This is a genomic window from Gordonia sp. SGD-V-85, assembly GCF_001456905.1.
GTDB lineage: Bacteria > Actinomycetota > Actinomycetes > Mycobacteriales > Mycobacteriaceae > Gordonia > Gordonia hongkongensis.
The window spans coordinates 177,291-194,826 of the sequence record NZ_LNQO01000006.1 but is presented as its reverse complement, the minus strand read 5'-3'; the positions used below and the strand labels follow the sequence as shown (position 1 = coordinate 194,826).

Genomic DNA, 17,536 nt, shown 5'->3' with positions numbered 1-17,536 from the left:
TGAGAGGGCAATGAGCGCTCCCATCACCGTCGACATCTGGTCCGACATCGCCTGCCCCTGGTGCTACATCGGCAAACGCAAGTTCGAGGCGGGCCTCGCCGAGTTCGACGGACGCGACGACGTCGAAGTGACCTACCACAGCTTCGAGCTCGCACCGGATACGCCGGTCGACTTCGACGGTTCAGAGGTCGACTTCCTCGTCCGGCACAAGGGCATGCCGGCCGATCAGGTCCGGGGGATGCTCGACCAGGTCCGCGGGATCGCCGCCGAGGTCGGTCTCGACTACGACTTCGACCGGCTGCAGCACACCAAGACGCTGAAAGCGCACGAGGCCCTGCACTTCGCGAAAGCGCATGGCCGACAGGCGGATCTGGCCGAGCGTCTGTTCCAGGCGTACTTCGAGCAGGGGCGCCACGTCGGCCGCGCCGACGAACTCGCCGATCTGGCGGCCGATGTCGGTCTCGATCGCGACGCCGTGCTGGCCGCGCTCGAGTCGGGCGAGTACGCCGCGGCCGTCGAAGCCGACATCGACCAAGCCCGTGCATACGGGATCAGCGGGGTTCCCTTCTTCGTGATCAACGGCAAGTACGGCATCTCCGGAGCCCAGGCGCCGGAAACCTTCGCGCAGGCCCTCGACAAGGTCCGCGCCGAGGAGCCCGATCGTGTCTGACCCGGTGGTGCCCTTCGAGATGATCGGCGACGACGACGCGGCGGTCTGCGTCGACGGCGTGTGTGCGGTGCCGGAGGTCGGGACCGACGCGTCGGACTCCGCATCCGACTGAGCCCCGAAGTCCGCGCGTCGATCACCTCTTCGAGGCCATCGCGGGCTTCGGCTGACGCCGCGCGGCAGTAGGTCGCACCCGCCGCTGGTTGAGCCGGTCCGGGTGTGACGCCGGGGCCGGGATCGCCGATCTTCGGTAGCAGCTGACAACTCTGAGTTCGGCGCCGCGCGGCTCCGCCGGGTGTGAGCGCCCGTCCGAAGTGGGTATGCGAGCGCCATGCAGACGTTCCTGCCCTACCCGGACTTTCGACGCTCTGCCGAGGTCCTGGACCCCGCGCGCCTCGGTAAGCAGCGTGTGGAGACGTTGCAGATCCTGCGGGCGCTCGAACTCTTCGATTACGGCTGGGCCAGCCATCCCGCGGTCACGATGTGGCGTGGGCACACTCCGGCGCTGGTCGCCTATGGGCTCGCTTTCGTCGACGTGTGGACCAGCGGCGGTCGTGCGGACACCACTGCTCCGATGATCGCCGAGTTCGCGCCCGAGGTGGTGGGTGCGTCCCAAGCCGAGCTGACCGCGCAGGGCCTGATGCCCGCGTGGCTCGGCGACGACCGACTCCATCGCAGTCACCGTTCGGCGCTGCTCCGCAAAGCGCCGGACTTCTACGGCTCCGTGTTCGACGACGTCGACATCGACGACGAGATGCCCTACTTCTGGCCGGATCCGCCGGCCACCGACGCGCACGATCTGGACGAACCGACCCGCACCGTGTGGATCATCCGGGCCGGATCCGACGAACAGTTCGCTCAGTTCCGACGCCGGCAAATCGTCGGATTGGGCGTCGAATCCGGCATCGATACCGACGCCTCGGTGGGCACCGAGACCGGCCTGCGCGTGTTGCTGAAGGAGCGAAGTCCCGGGCGGCGGCCGGGCAAGGACCTCCGCGTGCTCGCGTCGTTCGTCTCCGATCTGCGGGTGGGGGACGAGGTCGCCGTCGTCGACCCCACCGACCCGAACGTGCTGCCACTGGGGACGTTGATCGGCGAGTACGAGTTCTCCCGTCGAGGCAGGGCGCTCACCCCGCATCGGCGTCGGGTCCGCTGGACCGGCACGCTCGAGCGGTCGGCCGTCGCCCCGCCGGCGCTGCTCCAGAATCCACGAATGCTGTTTCCGGTGTCGGTGCGATCAGAGGCGGTCCGGTTGTAGTCCGATCGGCCGAATCTGGCACCGGGTGGTCGGTGAAAGCGTTCCCTGCGCCTTTCGAAGTGGCCGGTCGTTTTCGACGGCGGAGACGATCACGGCCGGCGCACTCGCACGAGATCAGCTGTTCAGGAGCACGACACCTCGACCGGCCGGGATCAGTCATCGTGAATCGCCTCCAATAATGACCATGGTGTGCGCAATCGCGAGGTGAACAGCGATGGCCCCGGCCGTGGTAATCCGGACGGGGCCGTCTCCGGTGCGTATGGTGAAACGTATTCGGATCGATATCGGCGTGTGTGAATTCCGTTGTCGAGACGGCGGCGCGGTAGCGATGTGAGCATGTAGTGATGTGAAGGGACTGTGATGTCCGCAGTGGGTGGTCAGTTCCGCCGACGCCTGGTCGCCACAACGGTCTCGATCGTTGTACTCGTTGTCGCGCTTGCGGTTCCGTCGTTCGCCGGCGCCGAGCCGGGAGATTCCTCGTCCCGGGCGAAGGCGCTGGCCCGCGCTGTCGCCGATGGCCGGGTCCTGGACCTGTCGGTGTATTCGCCGTCGATGAAACGTCACGTACCGGTCCGGGTTCTCGTGCCGGCCGACCGCTCGATGCCCCGACCGACGCTGTATTTGCTGAATGGCGCGGGTGGCGGAGAGGGCACCGGACACTGGTTCGAGCAAACCGACATCGTCGATTTCGTCGCCGACAAGAATGTGAATGTCGTCGTGCCGATGCGCGGCGCGTACAGCTATTACACCGACTGGGTGAAAGTCGACCCGGTGCTGGGGCGAAACAAATGGACAACGTTCCTGACCAGCGAGTTACCGCCGCTCATCGATCGGGAGCTGAACACCACCGGCGTGAACGCGATCGCGGGGATCTCCATGGCGGGAACGTCGTCGTTGAGTCTCGCCGAAGCCGCACCTCAGCTCTACCGCGCGGTCGCCTCCTACAGCGGTTGTGCCGAGACGAGTACGAATCTCGGCCGACTCGCCATCCGCGCGGTCGTCGAAGGACGTGGCGGTGGCGACATCGCCAACATCTGGGGTCCGGTCGGCTCCCCGGGGTGGCGGGCGCACGACCCGGTCGTCAACGCCTACAAGCTGCGCGGCAAGGCGATCTACATCAGCACCGGCACGGGGGTCCCCGGACCGCACGACCAGTTGCAGGGCCAGGGAATCGACGGGAAGACCACGATCTACATCGACCAGATCGCGGTCGGCGGCGCCATCGAGGCCGCCACCCACCAGTGCACGCTCAATCTCGATCGTCGACTCAAGCAACTCGGCATTCCTGCGACCGTCGACTATGCACCGGGGACGCACGCCTGGCCCTACTGGCAGGACCAGCTCGTGAAGTCGTGGCCGATGCTCGAAAGCGCGCTCACCGACTGACCGCCGCACAATCTGTCACGATGTGACCGTGACTGCGACCCCCGGCGCGCCCAGCCCCATCTCCAGCCTGCCCAACCTCCGCGATCTCGGCGGCTGGCGGACCGGGGACGGGCAGACGGTTCGATCCGGCGTCCTGTACCGGTCCACGGATTTCTCCGCGCTCGACACCGCCGACGTCTCCGCGCTCGAGTCGCTCGGTCTGAAGACCGTCTACGACCTGAGATCGGCGCACGAGAGCGAGGCCATTCCCGACCCCGTCCTGCCCGGTGCGTCGAACATCGCACTCGATGTCCTCGCCGATGCGCAGATGTCGATTCCCGCCAACATCGGTGCTGTCCTCGCCGACCCTGCCGTCGTCGCGCAGGCCGACGAGATGCTGTCCGGCGGCAAGGCGCGCGAGATGATCTGCGGGACCTATCGCGAGATGATCACCCTGCCCAGTGCGACGGCGTCGTACACGCAGTTGTTTCGTGGACTGATCGACGGCTCGACGCCGGCCCTGGTGCACTGCACCACCGGCAAGGACCGAACTGGTTGGGCCGCAGCATCTCTGCTGACACTGCTCGGGGTGCCGAAGGACGACGTCTATCGCGACTACCTGCTCACCAATGAACGTCTGATCCCGTCGCTCAAACCCATCTTCGACGGGTTCGCCGCCGCCGGGGGCGAACCCGAGCTCCTCGTCGGCGTGCTGGGTGTCGACTCCGGCTACCTCGACGCCGCGTTCGACGAGGTGGACAAGCGGTACGGCGGAATCGAGGGTTACTTCGGCGAGGCGTTGGGTCTGGGTGCCGCCGACCAGAAGGCGCTCCGGGACCGATATCTGACGTAGGGGCTGGCCGCCCGAGACGCTGTGGCAGCGAGGTGTCACCCGCACGGGTGTCATCTGGTCGTCGTGCTTTCACCCGATGAGGGGATATCCGCGGATGGCAGGTCGCGTTAGCGTCGGAACCACCCCCGAAACGACTCGACTGCCGGAGAAATCGATGCGCACAACCACTTTCGTTCGAGCTGCCCTCATCCTGGCCGCGACGGCGACCGCTGCGGTCGTCCCGGCCGCGATCGCCGATGCCGCGCCACTCGAGTCCGGGAGCCTCGACGGCGGAAGCGTCGACGGGGGCAGTCTCGAGGAATACGGTCTGGGCGGCCTCGACTATTTCGGGAGTCTCGGGGGCAATCAGGCTCCGCCGTCGACCCAGCGGTGCAACTCCGAGACCAAGTCCGGCGGCTACGGTGTCACCGAGACCCGGCACATCCTCGGCCTGCGAGGCCCGACGAGCTTCACGCTGAACTACGACACCTACGACATCCCGGACGAGATCCGGGTGTTCTACAGTGGCCGGCAGATCTACAACACCGGTTACGTCGGAGACGACATCAACCAGGGAACCGGCAGTGTCCGGGTCACCGTGCCACCCGGTGGCGACACCTCGGTCGTGGTGCGAGTGACCGGGCCGGACCGGAACACGGAGTGGGAGTACACCGTGAACTGCCCGGGAGCGAGCTGACCGCCCGACGATCGTCGGTAGTGTCTTGGAGTGAGTGAATTCAGCTTGACCGAGAAGGCCGCGTTGGGCAGCGGCGCCGATTTCTGGACCACCAAATCGGTCGGTTCCGTTCCCGCGCTGACACTCACCGACGGTCCGCACGGGGTCCGGAAACAGACCGGCGCCGCCGACCACCTCGGCCTCGCCGGCAGCGAACCCGCCACCTGCTTCCCGCCCGCGGTCGGTCTCGGCCAGAGTTGGGACACCGGGCTGATCCGTCGTGTCGGCGAAGCGCTCGGACGCGAGGCACGCGGTCTCGACGTCGACGTGCTGCTCGGCCCGGGCGTGAACATCAAGCGAGATCCCCGGTGCGGCCGCAACTTCGAGTACTTCTCCGAGGATCCGTTCGTCACGGGCCGGCTCGGCGCGGCGTGGGTGAGCGGCGTACAGAGCATCGGGGTCGGCACGTCGCTCAAACACTTCGCGCTGAACAACGCCGAGGACGACCGGATGCGGTCCAGTTCGGACGTCGACCCGCGCCCGATGCGGGAGATCTACCTTCGCGCCTTCGCGCACATCATCCGCACGGCGAACCCGTGGACCGTGATGTGCTCCTACAACCGCATCAACGGCACGTACGCGGCGGAGAACCGGTGGCTCCTCACCGACCTGTTGCGGGGTGAGTGGGGCTACGACGGCGTGGTGGTCTCCGACTGGGGTGCGGTCGCCGACCGCGTTCGGGCGGTCGCCGCCGGCCTGGATCTCGAGATGCCCGGCCCGGGGGACCGCACCGACGCGCAGGTCGTGGACGCAGTCCATAACGGAACCCTCGACGAGGCGGCGCTGGACCGGTCGGCCCGGGCGGTCCGGCAACTCGCGGAGCGGGCCGCCGCGGGCCGGACGAACCGGTCCGTCGTCGACTTCGATCTCCACCATCGCCTCGCGCGCGAGGCCGCGGCTCGGTCAATCGTCCTGCTCAAGAACGACGGCGATCTCCTCCCGTTGAGCCCCGGACGCTCCGTCGCGGTCATCGGCTCGTTCGCGCACGACCCCCGTTATCAGGGCGGCGGCAGTTCGCACGTGAACCCGACGCGCCTCGACGTACCGGTGGACGAGATCCGGGCAGCCGGCGGCACGGTGATCTACGCCCCGGGTTTCAGCACCGACGGCTCGCGGGTGGATACGGCGGGCGCGATCGCCGCGGCGGCGGGCGCCGATGCCGCCGTGCTGTTCCTGGGACTGGCGGCCGCACAGGAGTCGGAGGGCTTCGACCGCGACGACATCGAACTGCCGGCGGACCAGGTCGAGTTGCTGACCGCGATCCTGGCGGTGCAACCGCGAACGGTGGTCGTGCTCGCTCACGGAGGCGTCCTCCGCCTCGGATCGATCGCCGCGGCCCCTGCAATCCTCGACGGCGCGCTCCTCGGCCAGGCCGGGGGCGGGGCCATCGCCGACGTGCTCTTCGGGGTCGTCAACCCGTCGGGTCGGCTCACCGAGACCGTGCCGGTCAGGTTGCAGGACACCCCGGCGTATCTGAGTTTCCCGAACGAGAACTCGCACATCCGCTACGGCGAGGGCATCTTCGTCGGCTACCGCTGGTACGACGCCCGGGACATCGAGGTCGCCTATCCTTTCGGACACGGATTGTCCTACACGACTTTCGAGTACTCGGATCTGTCCGTCGCATCGGATGATCCGGGCGTCACCGGTGTGGTCGTCGGGGTGACGGTGACCAACACCGGTTCTCGGGCCGGGCGTGACATCGTCCAGGTCTACACGTCGAAGCCGGACTCACATGTCGGACGACCGCCGCGCGAGCTGACGGGCTTCGCGACCACCCGCGGCCTCGAACCCGGTGAGTCGCAGATCATCTCGATCGCAATCGACCGCAACGACCTGGCCTACTGGGACACCCGCGTCGACCGCTGGATCGTCGAACCGGGTGAGTACGGCGTCGAGGTCGGCGCGTCGAGCCGGGACATCCGGCTGACCACCACCGTCGAGATCGCGGGCGACGAGGTTCGCCTCGCGATCGACGAGAACTCGACCCTCGGCGAGGTCCTGGCGAATCCTGCTGCGGCGCAAGCGCTCGCGTCCCGATTCGAGGACAACCCGCTGACGAGCTCCGACGACGCCCTGGGCGTCGACATGGCACGGATGATGGCGTCGATACCGCTCGGACGCCTCGCCGGGTTCGGGATGCGGGACGAGGACATCGCCGCGATCATCGCGGCGGCACGCGCGGACTGACCGGCCGGGTACCTCCGACACCACGCCGGCGATTCAAGGTTGCATCTGGAGTCCGCTGAGGAGACCGTGCTGATGCGCCAGCGTTGCCAGTCCGACGCGGTTGGCGACCCCGGTCTTGCCGAGTAGATGCTCTATGTGGCGGCCGACTGTCTTGGCGCTGATGACGAGCGCAACGGCGATCTGCGCCGAGGTCAGACCGTTCGCCACCAGGGTGAGGACCTCCAGCTCCCGTCCGGTGAGGTCGAATGGGAGCGGCTCGGGCGTGGCGAAGGTCAGGGCCACGGGGGTGGCGGCCCGATATCGCGGCGTCGCCGGGAGCAGCCGGACCAGATGCCAGGTTCCCCCGGGGTCGCACCATCGGAACTTGCGCTCGGTACCGGCGAGTCGTGCGACGATCGAGAGCAGTTCGGGGTCGACATCTGGTATGAGCTGATCGTGCAGGGCCCGGCAGTTTCCCGACCTGTCGATGAGCCACGCGGGGCTCCCTGGAGAGAGGAAGTCAGCCACCATCACCGGACGCATCGTCGTGTCGAGAAGCGACGCGACACTGCTGCGGAGCTCGTTGATCTCGGTGACGTCCACGTCGCGGGGGTAGCGGCGGTCGTCGGAATTGACGTGCAAGGTCCCGGCATAAGTGCCTTGTGCGGTGACCAGGCGGGCGGACAGTCCCTCGTCGAATCCGGCCGGGGTGAACACGTTGGTGACCGAGTGGGTCCGTCGGTACCCGGGGAAGTCACGCCAGCGCAACGCGCCGGAGCGGGTTCTCTCCATCTCTTTGAACAGCGGGTCGTTCGAGACGAACCAGCTGTTGAAATGGCTCATGACCGAATCGGGATAGTCGTGATTGGCGAGGGTCAGGTGCCGGCCCGCGACCGGATCCCACAGACTGATCGCGCTTGCCGACGACGACACGCGCTCACCGAGCGCGCACAGCAGTTCGTCGGCACGCGTGTTGAGGTCGGCCGCGCTCCCCAGTGCCTCATGATAGGGCCCGGTGGTCGACGATCTCATGCGCTCTCCGTAACCCCCCGACGATGATCATTCGATGGGTTGCATTGTTCCGCAAGCGCGTTTCGGCGATGTTTCCCATCAGGCCGGCGACGCAACACTCGTTGTCGATCTAGAAACCAGCAGTTAACAATCGAAGTGGGAAAGATGGGGAATTCTCCCGATTCGCGCGGCAGGTCTCGGTCCTTAGATTCGAGGCACGGGTCGCACACCGCTGTGCGGCCGGTGACCGATTGATCTCAGACGGCCCGGAGCAGCAACTCCGGCCGACAAGCCAGGAGTTACCGATGACCACGGACTCTTCACGTGAACGTTCCCGATGGCGCATGACGATGTCGATCACCGCTGTGGCGGTGGCCGGTGTCATGCTGTCCGCGTGCGGGAGTGCGGCTTCCGACAGTGACAGCGCCGCAGGCCGCGTCGACTGTCTCGATACGAGCGGAGATTCGGTCGCGGTGGGATCGATCAACTCGCTCAGCGGTGGCACCGCAGTGAGTGAAGTCGTGATCCACGACGCCATTACGCTCGCCGTGGAGCAGATCAACGCGGAAGGAGGTGTACTCGGAAAGCAACTGCGGCAGATCTCCGAGGACGGTGCCTCCGATCCCGCCATCTTCGCTCAGAAGGCCCAGAAGCTCGTTGCGAGCGACTGTGTCGCAGCAGTTTTCGGCGGATACACCTCTGCCAGCCGGAAGGCGATGCTTCCCGTGTTCGAGGACACCGGTGCGCTGCTCTACTACGGCCAGCAGTACGAGGGGCTGGAGAGCTCTCCGAACATCTTCTACACGGGTGCCACGACCAATCAGCAGATCATCCCCTCACTGGACTACCTCCGCGAACAAGGAGTGAAGTCGATCTACCTCGTGGGCAGTGACTACGTCTTCCCCCGCACCTCGAACGCGATTGTGCGTGCTTATGCGGAGGAGAACGGAATGACCATCGCCGGTGAGGATTACGCTCCGCTCGGCTCCACCGACTTCTCCACGATCGTCAACAAGATCCGTCGATCCGACGCCGATGCCGTGTTCAATGTGGTTGTCGGCGACTCGTTGGCCGCATTCTTCCGCGAGTACAACAACGTCGGCCTGAACGCTTCGACGATGCCGGTCATGTCGATGTGCGTCGGCGAGGAAGAGGTCAGGAGCATCGGAGCCCAGAATCTCGTCGGTCAGTTGTCGTCGTGGAATTACTACCAGTCACTGGACAATCCGGTGAACAACGAGTTCGTTGCCGACTTCAAGGAGCGGTTCGGGTCGTCGAGTGTGACCTCGGATCCGATGGAATCGGCCTACACCGCTGTGCACCTGTGGAAGCAGATGGTCGAGAAGGCGGATACGTTCACACCGGAAGAGGTGTCCGCTGCTGCAGCCGGCGTCAGTTACGAAGCGCCCGAGGGACTGGTCACCGTCGACGGCGAGAACCACCATGTCACCAAGACGGCACGGATCGGCCGAGTGACCGCAGACGGTCAGTTCGATGTGGTGTGGAGTTCTGACGGACCGATCGAACCCGACCCTTTCCTCGACAGTTATCCGTGGGCTGAGGGCGTCGGGGCCTGACCTGCTAACCCCGGACGTGTCGGCCATCTGAGAGGGAACACCTGTGCATCTCACACCGAAGGACGAGGACCGGCTGCTACTCTTCCTCGCAGCTGAGCTCTCACGCAGACGCCGGTCGCGCGGACTGCGTCTGACGTATCCGGAAGCGCGTGCGCTCATCGCCGACGAGGTGGCGGAAGCCGCTCGTGGGGGAGCCAGCGTCTCGGAGGCGGCGGCACTCGGTGCGTCGCTCCTCACCGATGACGACGTGGCCCCCGGGGTCGCAGCCCTCCTGGGGTCGGTGCAGGTGGAGGGATTCTTCGACGACGGCCAGAAGCTCGTCACCGTTCACGACCCGATCCGGCCGGGAACCGGCCCTGCGCCGACGCGACTGGCCGGTGACGAGCACACGCCCGGGGAGTATCTGCTCGTCGACGAAGACGTCGTGATCAACGACGGGCGGGACACGGCAGCGATCACGGTGGTCAACACCGGTGATCGACCGGTCCAGGTCGGCTCGCACTTCCACTTCTTCGAGGCCAACCGGGCGCTGCTGTTCGATCGACGGGAAGCCTTCGGGATGCGTCTGGACATCCCGTCGGGCACCGCTGTCCGGTTCGAGCCCGGGGCCGAGCACGATGTCGAACTCGTCGCCTTCGGCGGCGAGCGCGTCATCACCGGCCTCAACGACATGACCAACGGCCCAACCGATGTTGCGCTGCCCGCCGCGACGTTACGCGACCTGCGCGCAGCGGGATTCCTGGACACGTCCGCGGGAGATGTAGCCGGGAGGACCACTTCAGGAGGGGACTATGGTGCAGAGACTGACGCGTAGGCACTATGCGGAGCTGTTCGGGCCGACGACCGGCGACAGGGTGCGTCTGGCCGACACCGAACTCCTGGCGCGCGTGGAGTCCGACGCCACCGTATACGGCGACGAGTCGGTGTTCGGCGGCGGCAAGACCATGCGTGAGGGCATGGCCGTGCACAACGCGATCACGAATGCCGAAGGCGCACTGGACTTCGTGATCACGAACGTCCTCATCATCGATGCTGTGCTGGGGATTCGTAAGGCCGACATCGGGATCAAGGACGGGCGCATTGCCGGCATCGGCAAGTCCGGCAACCCCGCCACCATGGATGGGGTCGATGCCGAGCTGGTGATCGGCGCCGGCACCGACATCCGCTCGGGTGAAGGCATGATCGCGACCGCGGGAGCCATCGACGTCCACGTGCACTTCGACAGCGCCGGACTGGTCGAGGAAGCCATCTCGAGCGGTATCACCACCATGATCGGTGGGGGCCTGGGTCCGGTCACGGTGGGGATCACCAGCTCGGGGCCACACAATCTGGCAAGGATGCTTCGGGCAGCAGAGGCATTCCCGATGAACTTCGGCTTCATCGCGAACGGAAGTGCCGCATCCACAGCACCGTTGATCGAGCAGGGACTCGCCGGTGCGATCGGATACAAGATCCACGAGGACTGGGGTGCGACGCCGGCATCGATCCGCGCCTCGCTCGACGCGGGCGACGAACTCGACCTACAGGTGCAGATCCACAGTGACACCCTGAACGAGTCGGGCTTCTATGAGGACACCATGCGCGCAATCGGTGGGCGCACGATCCACACCTATCACGCCGAAGGTGCGGGCGGTGGACACGCCCCGGACATCATGCGGGTCGTGGGTGAGCCGAATTGCCTTCCGTCGTCCACGAATCCGACCAACCCGTATACGCTCAACACCTTCGACGAGCATCTCGACATGGTCATGGTGTGCCATCACCTCAATGCGCGGATACCGGAGGATGTGGCTTTCGCCGAGTCGCGTATCCGGCGAGAGACGATCGCCGCCGAGGACGTCCTGCACGATCTTGGCGCCATCTCCGCGATCGGGTCGGACTCGCAAGGGATGGGCCGCATCGGCGAAACCATCGCCCGTACATGGCAACTCGCCTCGCACATGCGCGCCACGCGTGGGCCGTTGCCGGACGACGCCGGTACCGGCGCGGACAATCAGCGCATCTTGCGTTACATCGCCAAGCTGACGTTGAATCCGGCGAAGATGTTCGGCATCGACCACGAGGTCGGCTCGCTGGAGCCCGGCAAGCTCGCCGACATCGTGCTGTGGGAGCCGAAGTTCTTCGGTATCCGTCCAGAAGTGGTGTTCAAAGGTGGCTTCCCGGCGTGGTCGGTGATGGGCGAATCGAACGCCTCGCTGATGACCTGCGAACCGCTGAAGTATCGCCCGCAATGGGCGGCTTTCGGCAAGTCGCCGGTTGACGTGTCGGTCAACTTCGTCGGACGTGCGGCCCTCGACTCGGGCCTCGGGGAACGACTCGGCCTCGACACCCCGCTGATCGGCTGCACGGGATCGAGGGCCTTGACCAAGGCGGACTTCGTCCACAACGACCACCTGCCCGAGATCTCCATCGAACCCGATACCTACCGGGTGGTGGTGAACGGGGAGATCTGCACGAGCACACCGATGTCGAGCGTCCCGCTCGGACGCCGGTACACGCTCAAATAGGAGGAGAGCATGAGTTCGGATCCGATCCGTATCGGAATCGGCGGACCGGTCGGCTCCGGCAAGACCAGGCTGGTCGAGTCGTTGGTCCCCGTCCTCACAGAACGCGGGGTCGATCTCGCAGTGATCACCAATGACCTGGTGACCGACGAGGACGCCCAGCGTGTACGACGCAGCGGCATCATCGACCCCGCGCGGGTCCGAGCCGTCGAGACCGGTGCGTGCCCGCACACCGCGATCCGCGAGGACCCATCGGTCAATCTGGCCGCCGTGGATGACCTGGCGGCTGCCTACCCAGGCCTCGACGCGGTGCTGATCGAGTCCGGCGGAGACAATCTCGCTGCCACGTTCAGCAGTGATCTCGTCGACTACTGGATCTTCGTCATCGACACCGCCGCCGGCGACGACATCCCGCGGAAGCAGGGTATCGGCCTTCTGCAGGCTGACCTGCTCCTGGTGAACAAGATCGATCTCGCCGAGATGGTCGGAGCCGACCTGGATCGCATGCGACACGACTGTTCGGTTGCCCGGCCGAGTAAACCCACACTGTTCACCGACCTACGGCACGAGGTGGGCGTTGTCGAGGTGGCCGACGAGATAGTCAAGGGAGCAATGCTTCCCACGCCACCGAGGGCATGATCGAGCCGGGGGTTCTCGATGTCGACGTGGTCGCCGATATCTGCGGAAGGACTCGGGTGCGGCATCTGCGGCAGGCCTACCCGCAACGGGTCACCACACCGCTGTATGTCGACGTCGACCCACGGATCGCCTATCTCTGCGTACAGAATCCGTCCGGCGGGATCTTCGCCGACGACTCGTTGCACACGACTGTGGCGGCCGGCCCCGGCAGCCATCTCCTGTTCACGTCCCAGGCGGCAACCCAGGTGTTCGACGGGCACGACGGACCGGGGGCAACCCACCACCAACGGATCCGGGTCACAGATCGATCGGTGGTCGAGTTCGTACCGCGCGAGATCATTCCGCAGGCCGACTCCCGGTTCGCTCAGTACACCGAGATCGACGTCTGGGGTTCGGGGCTCTTCGTCGGATGGGAGATGCTCGCTTCCGGGCGGATCGGCCGTGGGGAGCGGTTCCGGTACCGGTCTCTCGTCTGCCGGACCACGGTGCGGGTCGACGGTGAGGTCGTTGCGCGGGACGCGCTTCGGTTCAGTCGACCCGAAGGGCGGGTCGACGACGCCGGTTCGCTGCCGGAGCGGCTGATCGGCGCGAACTACTGCGCTACGTTGCTGGTAGTAGCTCCCACGAGAAGCACCGGTGCATTACAGAATGCACTGCAATCGGCCCTGGACGCGTTGGATGTGGTCAGCGGCGTCAGCGCACTGCCGGGCGAGAGTGGTGCGATCGTGCGCGTGCTCGGCACGAGAGCACCCGCGATGCGTGAGGCGCTCGCCGTGTGTCTGGCGTCAATCCGGTCCGAACTGTTGATGCTGGCACCGCCCCCAAGGCGATTGATCTGAGAGGACACCCCATGATCACTGAATCCACCGAGCAGGCGCGGGAAGTGACCCACCTCCTGGGACGTGAGTGTGATGAAGAGTTCCACGGACGTCGACTCGACCTCGTCGAGATCGGTTGGGGGGACGCGCGTAAGCACCGACAGATGCTCACGACCGCATCGGGATCGACGGTGCGGCTCCGCCTCCCACGAGGTTCCTTTCTCGACGACGGCGCGGTCCTGGCCGACGACGGCGAGACCATCACCGTGGTACGTCGTGCTGCCGAGCCCGCCATCGTTGTCGACTTCGATGCCAACGGCGGACCCGACGGTGCGCGGCGAATGCTGTTGCTGGGTTATCTGCTGGGCAACCAGCATGCCCCGCTGGATGTCTCGGCGCACCAGGTGTCGACGCCGCTGATGACGAGCGCGACGACCGCGAAGGACACCCTCGCCGCACTGCGTCTGCAGGGTGTGGTGGCCGACGTCCCGCTCGCCTCACACGGATGGTCGAACACGTCGGCCGATCATCACCATCATCACCATCATGACTGATCGACCCGTCATCAGTTGCTGCCCGAATTATCGGACCGCGATCGACTCCGCTGTGTCCGATTGCTCTGTGCCCGATTCCTTCGCGGCGGCCGTCGGCTGGTTGAACCTGCACGACAGCGCTTTTCCCGCAGGCCGTCTGGTCCACAGCAACGGCATCGAGAGCTGGCTGCGTGCGTTTCCCGACGCCGGGCCCGATCAGATCGTCGAGCTCGTCGTGGATTACGTGGCGACCTCGGTCGCGACACTCGATGCGGTTGTCGGTGTCCACGCTTGGGCGAGTGACGATCTCGCGATGCTCACGGGCCTCGATCGGGAGTTGCTCAGCTACAAGACCTCGGAGAACGCGCGAGACGCGTCGCTCAAGCCGGGGCGTCAGCTCGCCGACACCGCAGCTCGTGTCGGGATGATCTGCGGAGTGCCGGACTGTGCTCGCGCGGATTACCTGCGCGCGGTGTCGTCGGCGAATGCACCGGGCAATCTGGCCGTCGTCGAAGCCGTGGTCCAGGCGGCACTCGGGATCGACCGGCGCATCGCGACCCTGGGGACGCTGCGTTCGTCGATGGCATCCGCGTTCAGCGCGTGCGTACGTCTCGGCAGGCTCGGTTCGCTGGGCGCACAGCGTGCACTGGTCGCGGCGACACCCGCTCTCGTCGACCTTGCCGCCGACGTCGAGCGGGCTCCGCTCGACGCCCTGAGCTCCAGCAGCTTCGCGCTCGAGCTGTTCGGCATGCGACATGCACAGATGTCGCCTCGGCTCTTCGCCAGCTGATGCAGCCGGACTTGGATCCGGCTACCGGAACACGATGCAGGTGGTGGTCCCGTGGGCGACGAGCTTGCCGTCGGCGGAGAACACCTTGCCCTCGGCGGTCGCGGTGGTGCGGCCGGCGTGGATGACGGTACCCACGCCGGTCAGCTCCCCGGCGTCCACGGCGACCGAGCGGATGTAATTCACCTTCAGCTCCAGCGTCGTGTAGCCGACCCCGGCGGGCAGGGTGGTGTGGACGGCGCACCCCATCACCGAGTCCAGCAGCGTGGCGCAGATACCGCCGTGAACGGTGCCGAGAGGGTTGGCGAAGTCGGGCTGCGGAGTCACGGCGAAGGTGACCGCGCCCTCGTCGATCTGCTTGGGCACCATGCCCAGGAGGCGGCCGATGCTCGGACGGTCGGAGCCCGCGCCGCCCGCCTGCCAGGCTCGCAGCAGCTCGAGTCCGGACATGGCGGTGGGGTCGGTGGGTGCGTCAGTCGTGGTCGTCATGACTATGCATGGTTGCATACTCCGTCGTGGTTATGAAGGTCTGCATATCGGCGAGGCCGCGCCGCATACGGGATGACCTCGGCCGATGCTATGTATGCTGGCCACGACATCGGTTGTATGAGGGTCGGCATAGGAGTTGTTGCTGCATGGCGTCACATCCCGCCGAGTCCGTGATCACCGGCGCGGACGACCGCGGCCCCCGCGAACGCATGGTCGTGCACGCGGCCGATCTGATCGGCCGCGACGGGGTCGCCGCCACCTCCATCGGCGACGTGATCTCGGCGAGTTCCGCACCACGGGGATCGATCTACCACCATTTCCCCGGCGGTAAGACCCAACTGATGACCGAAGCCGTCCGGTACGCCGGTGAGTTCATCGCCGAACGCATCGGGCGTCCGACCACGATGACCCCGGCCGACACGGTGCGCGAGATCGGCGGGGTGTGGCGGCGACTGCTGGTCAACACCGACTTCCAGTTCGGCTGTCCCGTGCTGGCCGGCGGCCTCGCCCGACGCAGCGAACCCGCGGTGGCGGACGCATCCGCCGAGATCCTGCAGCGCTGGGCCGACCTGGTCACCGCGCGGCTGGTGGTCGACGGCGTCGACAGCGACCGTGCCGACTCACTGGCCAACCTCATCATCGCGGCGGTCGAGGGAGCGGTCGGACTGTGCCAGACGCGGCGCAGCGTCGAACCCCTCGATCGCGTCATAGCCGAACTGGCGAGCCTCTGCGACGCGGCCGTCGATCGGGTCTGATCCGGGGCGAGACGTTGGACACAGGTGTGCTCCGTTAGTAGGTTCACCATGTCGTCACCGCCGTGGTGGCGTCTGGCCTGCATCCGTTCATCGTCGGGGCGGGCTCGAATCGGTGGGTGAGCTCGGGGAGGTTGCGCCATGACGCCGGTCTTCCGGCATGCGCTGGGTTCGGACTTCGACCGTCTGCATCCCAACGTCGCATGGCGCTACGGCATCGACTCGACTTCCGGTGTCGCGCAGGTCTGTAGCGGGATCTACGAGTCGGTCTACGTGTCGTCGGCGCTGCCGCCGCCCGCCCTGTGGCATTACGCCAAGCGCAATGCGCTGCCCTCGAAGACCAGTCGCATGGTGCCGTTCACCCAGGGTTACTACTGCTACTCCGACGAGCTGGGGCGCGAGTCGCTCGCGGTGCTGCGGAACTTCCAGTACACGACCGGCCCGCGCAAGCTGAATTCCCTGCTGGTGGCCGGGCGCACGGGCCTGGTCGACTACTTCGGCGACGGCCCCGAGTTCCTGTATCCGATCGAGCCGTCGGTGACGCGATCCGGCGAACTGCTGCTCGAGAGCGGACCGATGCGCTGGCTCGGACGCGGACCCAAGGTCGGGATGAAGGGGCTGTTCACCGCTCAGATGAAGTACATCGAGGGGTGGGACGAGAAACGGGATCGATTCCGCTGCGACGCGACCGTCCGCAACCCGGTCATCGGCGAGATCATGCACTTCCGCGGCTGGTTCACCGCCGTCGACCAGGCGTGCTCGTTGCGTGACATCCCGGACGAGGCGTGGCCGGTCAACCTGGTCGACCGCGAGAGCTGAACGGTTCGATCCAGGGCGACTCCGTCGCGGCAATCCAGGGCGACTCCGTCGCGGCTCGACACAGCCTCGACAGTTCGTTGCATCGGCGGCCAGGGCGCGCGGTAGGTTCAGCGCATGGCTGTCTCAGCGAACATCGAATTCGACGTCGCCGCCCCCGTCTCGGTGGTGATGGAAGTGCTCATGGACATCGAGTCCCTACCGGACTGGTCGGGACCGCACAAGGAAGCCGAGATCCTGTCCAGTTACGACGACGGCACGCCGCAGAAGGTGCGGATGGTCGTCACCGCCGCGGGTATCTCCGACGAGCAGACCTGCACCTATGACTGGACCGAGAACTCGTGCGAATGGCACCTCATCGAGTCGAATCAGTTGAGCGAGCAGCACGGCAAGTACACCGTCACCGAATCCGACAAGGGTGCCCATGTCCGCTTCGACCTGGCCGTCGAGCTGAAGATCAAGCTGCCCGGACTCATCGTGAAACGCGCCCAGAAGATGGCCGTGGACACCGCGCGCAAGGGACTCACCGCGGAAGTGGAGAAGCGCGCGGCGGCCTGAGGACGATCGTGACCGGGACGTGACG

General features: G+C 66.2%; 18 protein-coding genes. 16 read left to right on the top strand and 2 right to left on the bottom strand.

All coding sequences use genetic code 11. The annotated features are described in order from the left end of the window. Positions 1-10: 10 nt before the first annotated feature. From AS181_RS09395 to AS181_RS09370, 6 genes are all read left to right on the top strand, one after another. Positions 11-670, top strand: a complete 660-nt coding sequence (locus tag AS181_RS09395; RefSeq protein WP_058251316.1) for a DsbA family oxidoreductase — start codon at positions 11-13, stop codon at positions 668-670. A 328-nt stretch (positions 671-998) separates the two neighbouring features. Further along, complete coding sequence (locus AS181_RS09390) at positions 999-1,925, top strand: MSMEG_6728 family protein (protein WP_058251315.1); 927 nt, start codon at positions 999-1,001, stop codon at positions 1,923-1,925. Between the two features lie 360 nt (positions 1,926-2,285). Then, a complete protein-coding gene (locus AS181_RS09385) occupies positions 2,286-3,311 on the top strand; it encodes an alpha/beta hydrolase (protein WP_058251314.1) in 1,026 nt (341 codons plus the stop codon). Positions 3,312-3,339: 28 nt separating this feature from the next. Continuing rightward, positions 3,340-4,143, top strand: a complete 804-nt coding sequence (locus AS181_RS09380) for a tyrosine-protein phosphatase (protein ID WP_058251424.1) — start codon at positions 3,340-3,342, stop codon at positions 4,141-4,143. Between the two features lie 154 nt (positions 4,144-4,297). After that, entirely contained in the window at positions 4,298-4,819 is a 522-nt protein-coding gene (locus tag AS181_RS09375) for a hypothetical protein (protein ID WP_058251313.1), read from the top strand. A 30-nt stretch (positions 4,820-4,849) separates the two neighbouring features. Beyond that, positions 4,850-7,048, top strand: coding sequence for a glycoside hydrolase family 3 C-terminal domain-containing protein (locus tag AS181_RS09370; RefSeq protein ID WP_058251312.1), 2,199 nt, complete (start codon positions 4,850-4,852; stop codon positions 7,046-7,048). Between the two features lie 33 nt (positions 7,049-7,081). On the opposite strand, the gene AS181_RS09365 is transcribed toward AS181_RS09370, so the two are convergent. Then, positions 7,082-8,059, bottom strand: a complete 978-nt coding sequence (locus AS181_RS09365; RefSeq protein WP_058251311.1) for a helix-turn-helix transcriptional regulator — start codon at positions 8,057-8,059, stop codon at positions 7,082-7,084. 284 nt (positions 8,060-8,343) lie between these two features. Here AS181_RS09365 and urtA point away from each other — a divergent pair, with 284 nt between their 5' ends. From urtA to AS181_RS09330, 7 genes are all read left to right on the top strand, one after another. Continuing rightward, the gene (gene urtA, locus AS181_RS09360; protein WP_058251310.1) at positions 8,344-9,615 is read left to right on the top strand and encodes an urea ABC transporter substrate-binding protein; all 1,272 of its coding nucleotides are present in this window, start codon (positions 8,344-8,346) and stop codon (positions 9,613-9,615) included. A gap of 43 nt (positions 9,616-9,658) precedes the next feature. Continuing rightward, positions 9,659-10,429: an urease subunit beta gene (gene ureB, locus AS181_RS09355; protein ID WP_082652900.1), complete on the top strand. Its 771-nt coding sequence runs from the start codon at positions 9,659-9,661 to the stop codon at positions 10,427-10,429. Beyond that, positions 10,407-12,122, top strand: a complete 1,716-nt coding sequence (ureC, locus tag AS181_RS09350) for an urease subunit alpha (protein ID WP_058251309.1) — start codon at positions 10,407-10,409, stop codon at positions 12,120-12,122. Before ureB ends, ureC begins: the two co-directional genes overlap by 23 nt. A gap of 9 nt (positions 12,123-12,131) precedes the next feature. Then, entirely contained in the window at positions 12,132-12,758 is a 627-nt protein-coding gene (gene ureG, locus AS181_RS09345; protein ID WP_058251308.1) for an urease accessory protein UreG, read from the top strand. Continuing rightward, positions 12,755-13,597 (top strand): urease accessory protein UreD, encoded by an 843-nt coding sequence (locus AS181_RS09340; protein ID WP_058251307.1) that lies wholly within the window; start codon positions 12,755-12,757, stop codon positions 13,595-13,597. Before ureG ends, AS181_RS09340 begins: the two co-directional genes overlap by 4 nt. A gap of 11 nt (positions 13,598-13,608) precedes the next feature. After that, positions 13,609-14,130, top strand: coding sequence for an urease accessory protein UreE (locus tag AS181_RS09335; RefSeq protein ID WP_058251306.1), 522 nt, complete (start codon positions 13,609-13,611; stop codon positions 14,128-14,130). Between the two features lie 67 nt (positions 14,131-14,197). Continuing rightward, positions 14,198-14,899, top strand: coding sequence for an urease accessory protein UreF (locus AS181_RS09330; protein ID WP_058251305.1), 702 nt, complete (start codon positions 14,198-14,200; stop codon positions 14,897-14,899). 21 nt (positions 14,900-14,920) lie between these two features. On the opposite strand, the gene AS181_RS09325 is transcribed toward AS181_RS09330, so the two are convergent. Next, positions 14,921-15,403, bottom strand: a complete 483-nt coding sequence (locus AS181_RS09325) for a PaaI family thioesterase (RefSeq protein WP_058251304.1) — start codon at positions 15,401-15,403, stop codon at positions 14,921-14,923. A 128-nt stretch (positions 15,404-15,531) separates the two neighbouring features. On the opposite strand from AS181_RS09325, the gene AS181_RS09320 reads away from it, so the two are divergent. The 3 genes from AS181_RS09320 to AS181_RS09310 all read left to right on the top strand — a co-directional run bounded on the left by AS181_RS09320 (position 15,532) and on the right by AS181_RS09310 (position 17,511). Next, positions 15,532-16,140, top strand: a complete 609-nt coding sequence (locus tag AS181_RS09320) for a TetR/AcrR family transcriptional regulator (RefSeq protein ID WP_058251303.1) — start codon at positions 15,532-15,534, stop codon at positions 16,138-16,140. Positions 16,141-16,278: 138 nt separating this feature from the next. Beyond that, positions 16,279-16,956: a DUF4166 domain-containing protein gene (locus AS181_RS09315; RefSeq protein ID WP_058251302.1), complete on the top strand. Its 678-nt coding sequence runs from the start codon at positions 16,279-16,281 to the stop codon at positions 16,954-16,956. Between the two features lie 114 nt (positions 16,957-17,070). Further along, positions 17,071-17,511, top strand: a complete 441-nt coding sequence (locus tag AS181_RS09310; RefSeq protein WP_058251301.1) for an SRPBCC family protein — start codon at positions 17,071-17,073, stop codon at positions 17,509-17,511. Positions 17,512-17,536: the final 25 nt, after the last annotated feature.

Excerpts from the sequence above, each read along its gene's own strand:
- AS181_RS09395 (WP_058251316.1), top strand. The coding sequence starts at position 11 with ATGAGCGCTCCCATCACCGTCGACATCTGGTCCGACATCGCCTGCCCC.
- AS181_RS09390 (WP_058251315.1), top strand. The coding sequence starts at position 999 with ATGCAGACGTTCCTGCCCTACCCGGACTTTCGACGCTCTGCCGAGGTC.
- AS181_RS09385 (WP_058251314.1), top strand. The coding sequence starts at position 2,286 with ATGTCCGCAGTGGGTGGTCAGTTCCGCCGACGCCTGGTCGCCACAACG.
- AS181_RS09375 (WP_058251313.1), top strand. The coding sequence starts at position 4,298 with ATGCGCACAACCACTTTCGTTCGAGCTGCCCTCATCCTGGCCGCGACG.
- AS181_RS09365 (WP_058251311.1), bottom strand. The coding sequence starts at position 8,059 with ATGAGATCGTCGACCACCGGGCCCTATCATGAGGCACTGGGGAGCGCG.
- urtA (WP_058251310.1), top strand. The coding sequence starts at position 8,344 with ATGACCACGGACTCTTCACGTGAACGTTCCCGATGGCGCATGACGATG.
- ureC (WP_058251309.1), top strand. The coding sequence starts at position 10,407 with ATGGTGCAGAGACTGACGCGTAGGCACTATGCGGAGCTGTTCGGGCCG.
- ureG (WP_058251308.1), top strand. The coding sequence starts at position 12,132 with ATGAGTTCGGATCCGATCCGTATCGGAATCGGCGGACCGGTCGGCTCC.
- AS181_RS09340 (WP_058251307.1), top strand. The coding sequence starts at position 12,755 with ATGATCGAGCCGGGGGTTCTCGATGTCGACGTGGTCGCCGATATCTGC.
- AS181_RS09335 (WP_058251306.1), top strand. The coding sequence starts at position 13,609 with ATGATCACTGAATCCACCGAGCAGGCGCGGGAAGTGACCCACCTCCTG.
- AS181_RS09325 (WP_058251304.1), bottom strand. The coding sequence starts at position 15,403 with ATGCAACCATGCATAGTCATGACGACCACGACTGACGCACCCACCGAC.
- AS181_RS09320 (WP_058251303.1), top strand. The coding sequence starts at position 15,532 with ATGGCGTCACATCCCGCCGAGTCCGTGATCACCGGCGCGGACGACCGC.
- AS181_RS09315 (WP_058251302.1), top strand. The coding sequence starts at position 16,279 with ATGACGCCGGTCTTCCGGCATGCGCTGGGTTCGGACTTCGACCGTCTG.
- AS181_RS09310 (WP_058251301.1), top strand. The coding sequence starts at position 17,071 with ATGGCTGTCTCAGCGAACATCGAATTCGACGTCGCCGCCCCCGTCTCG.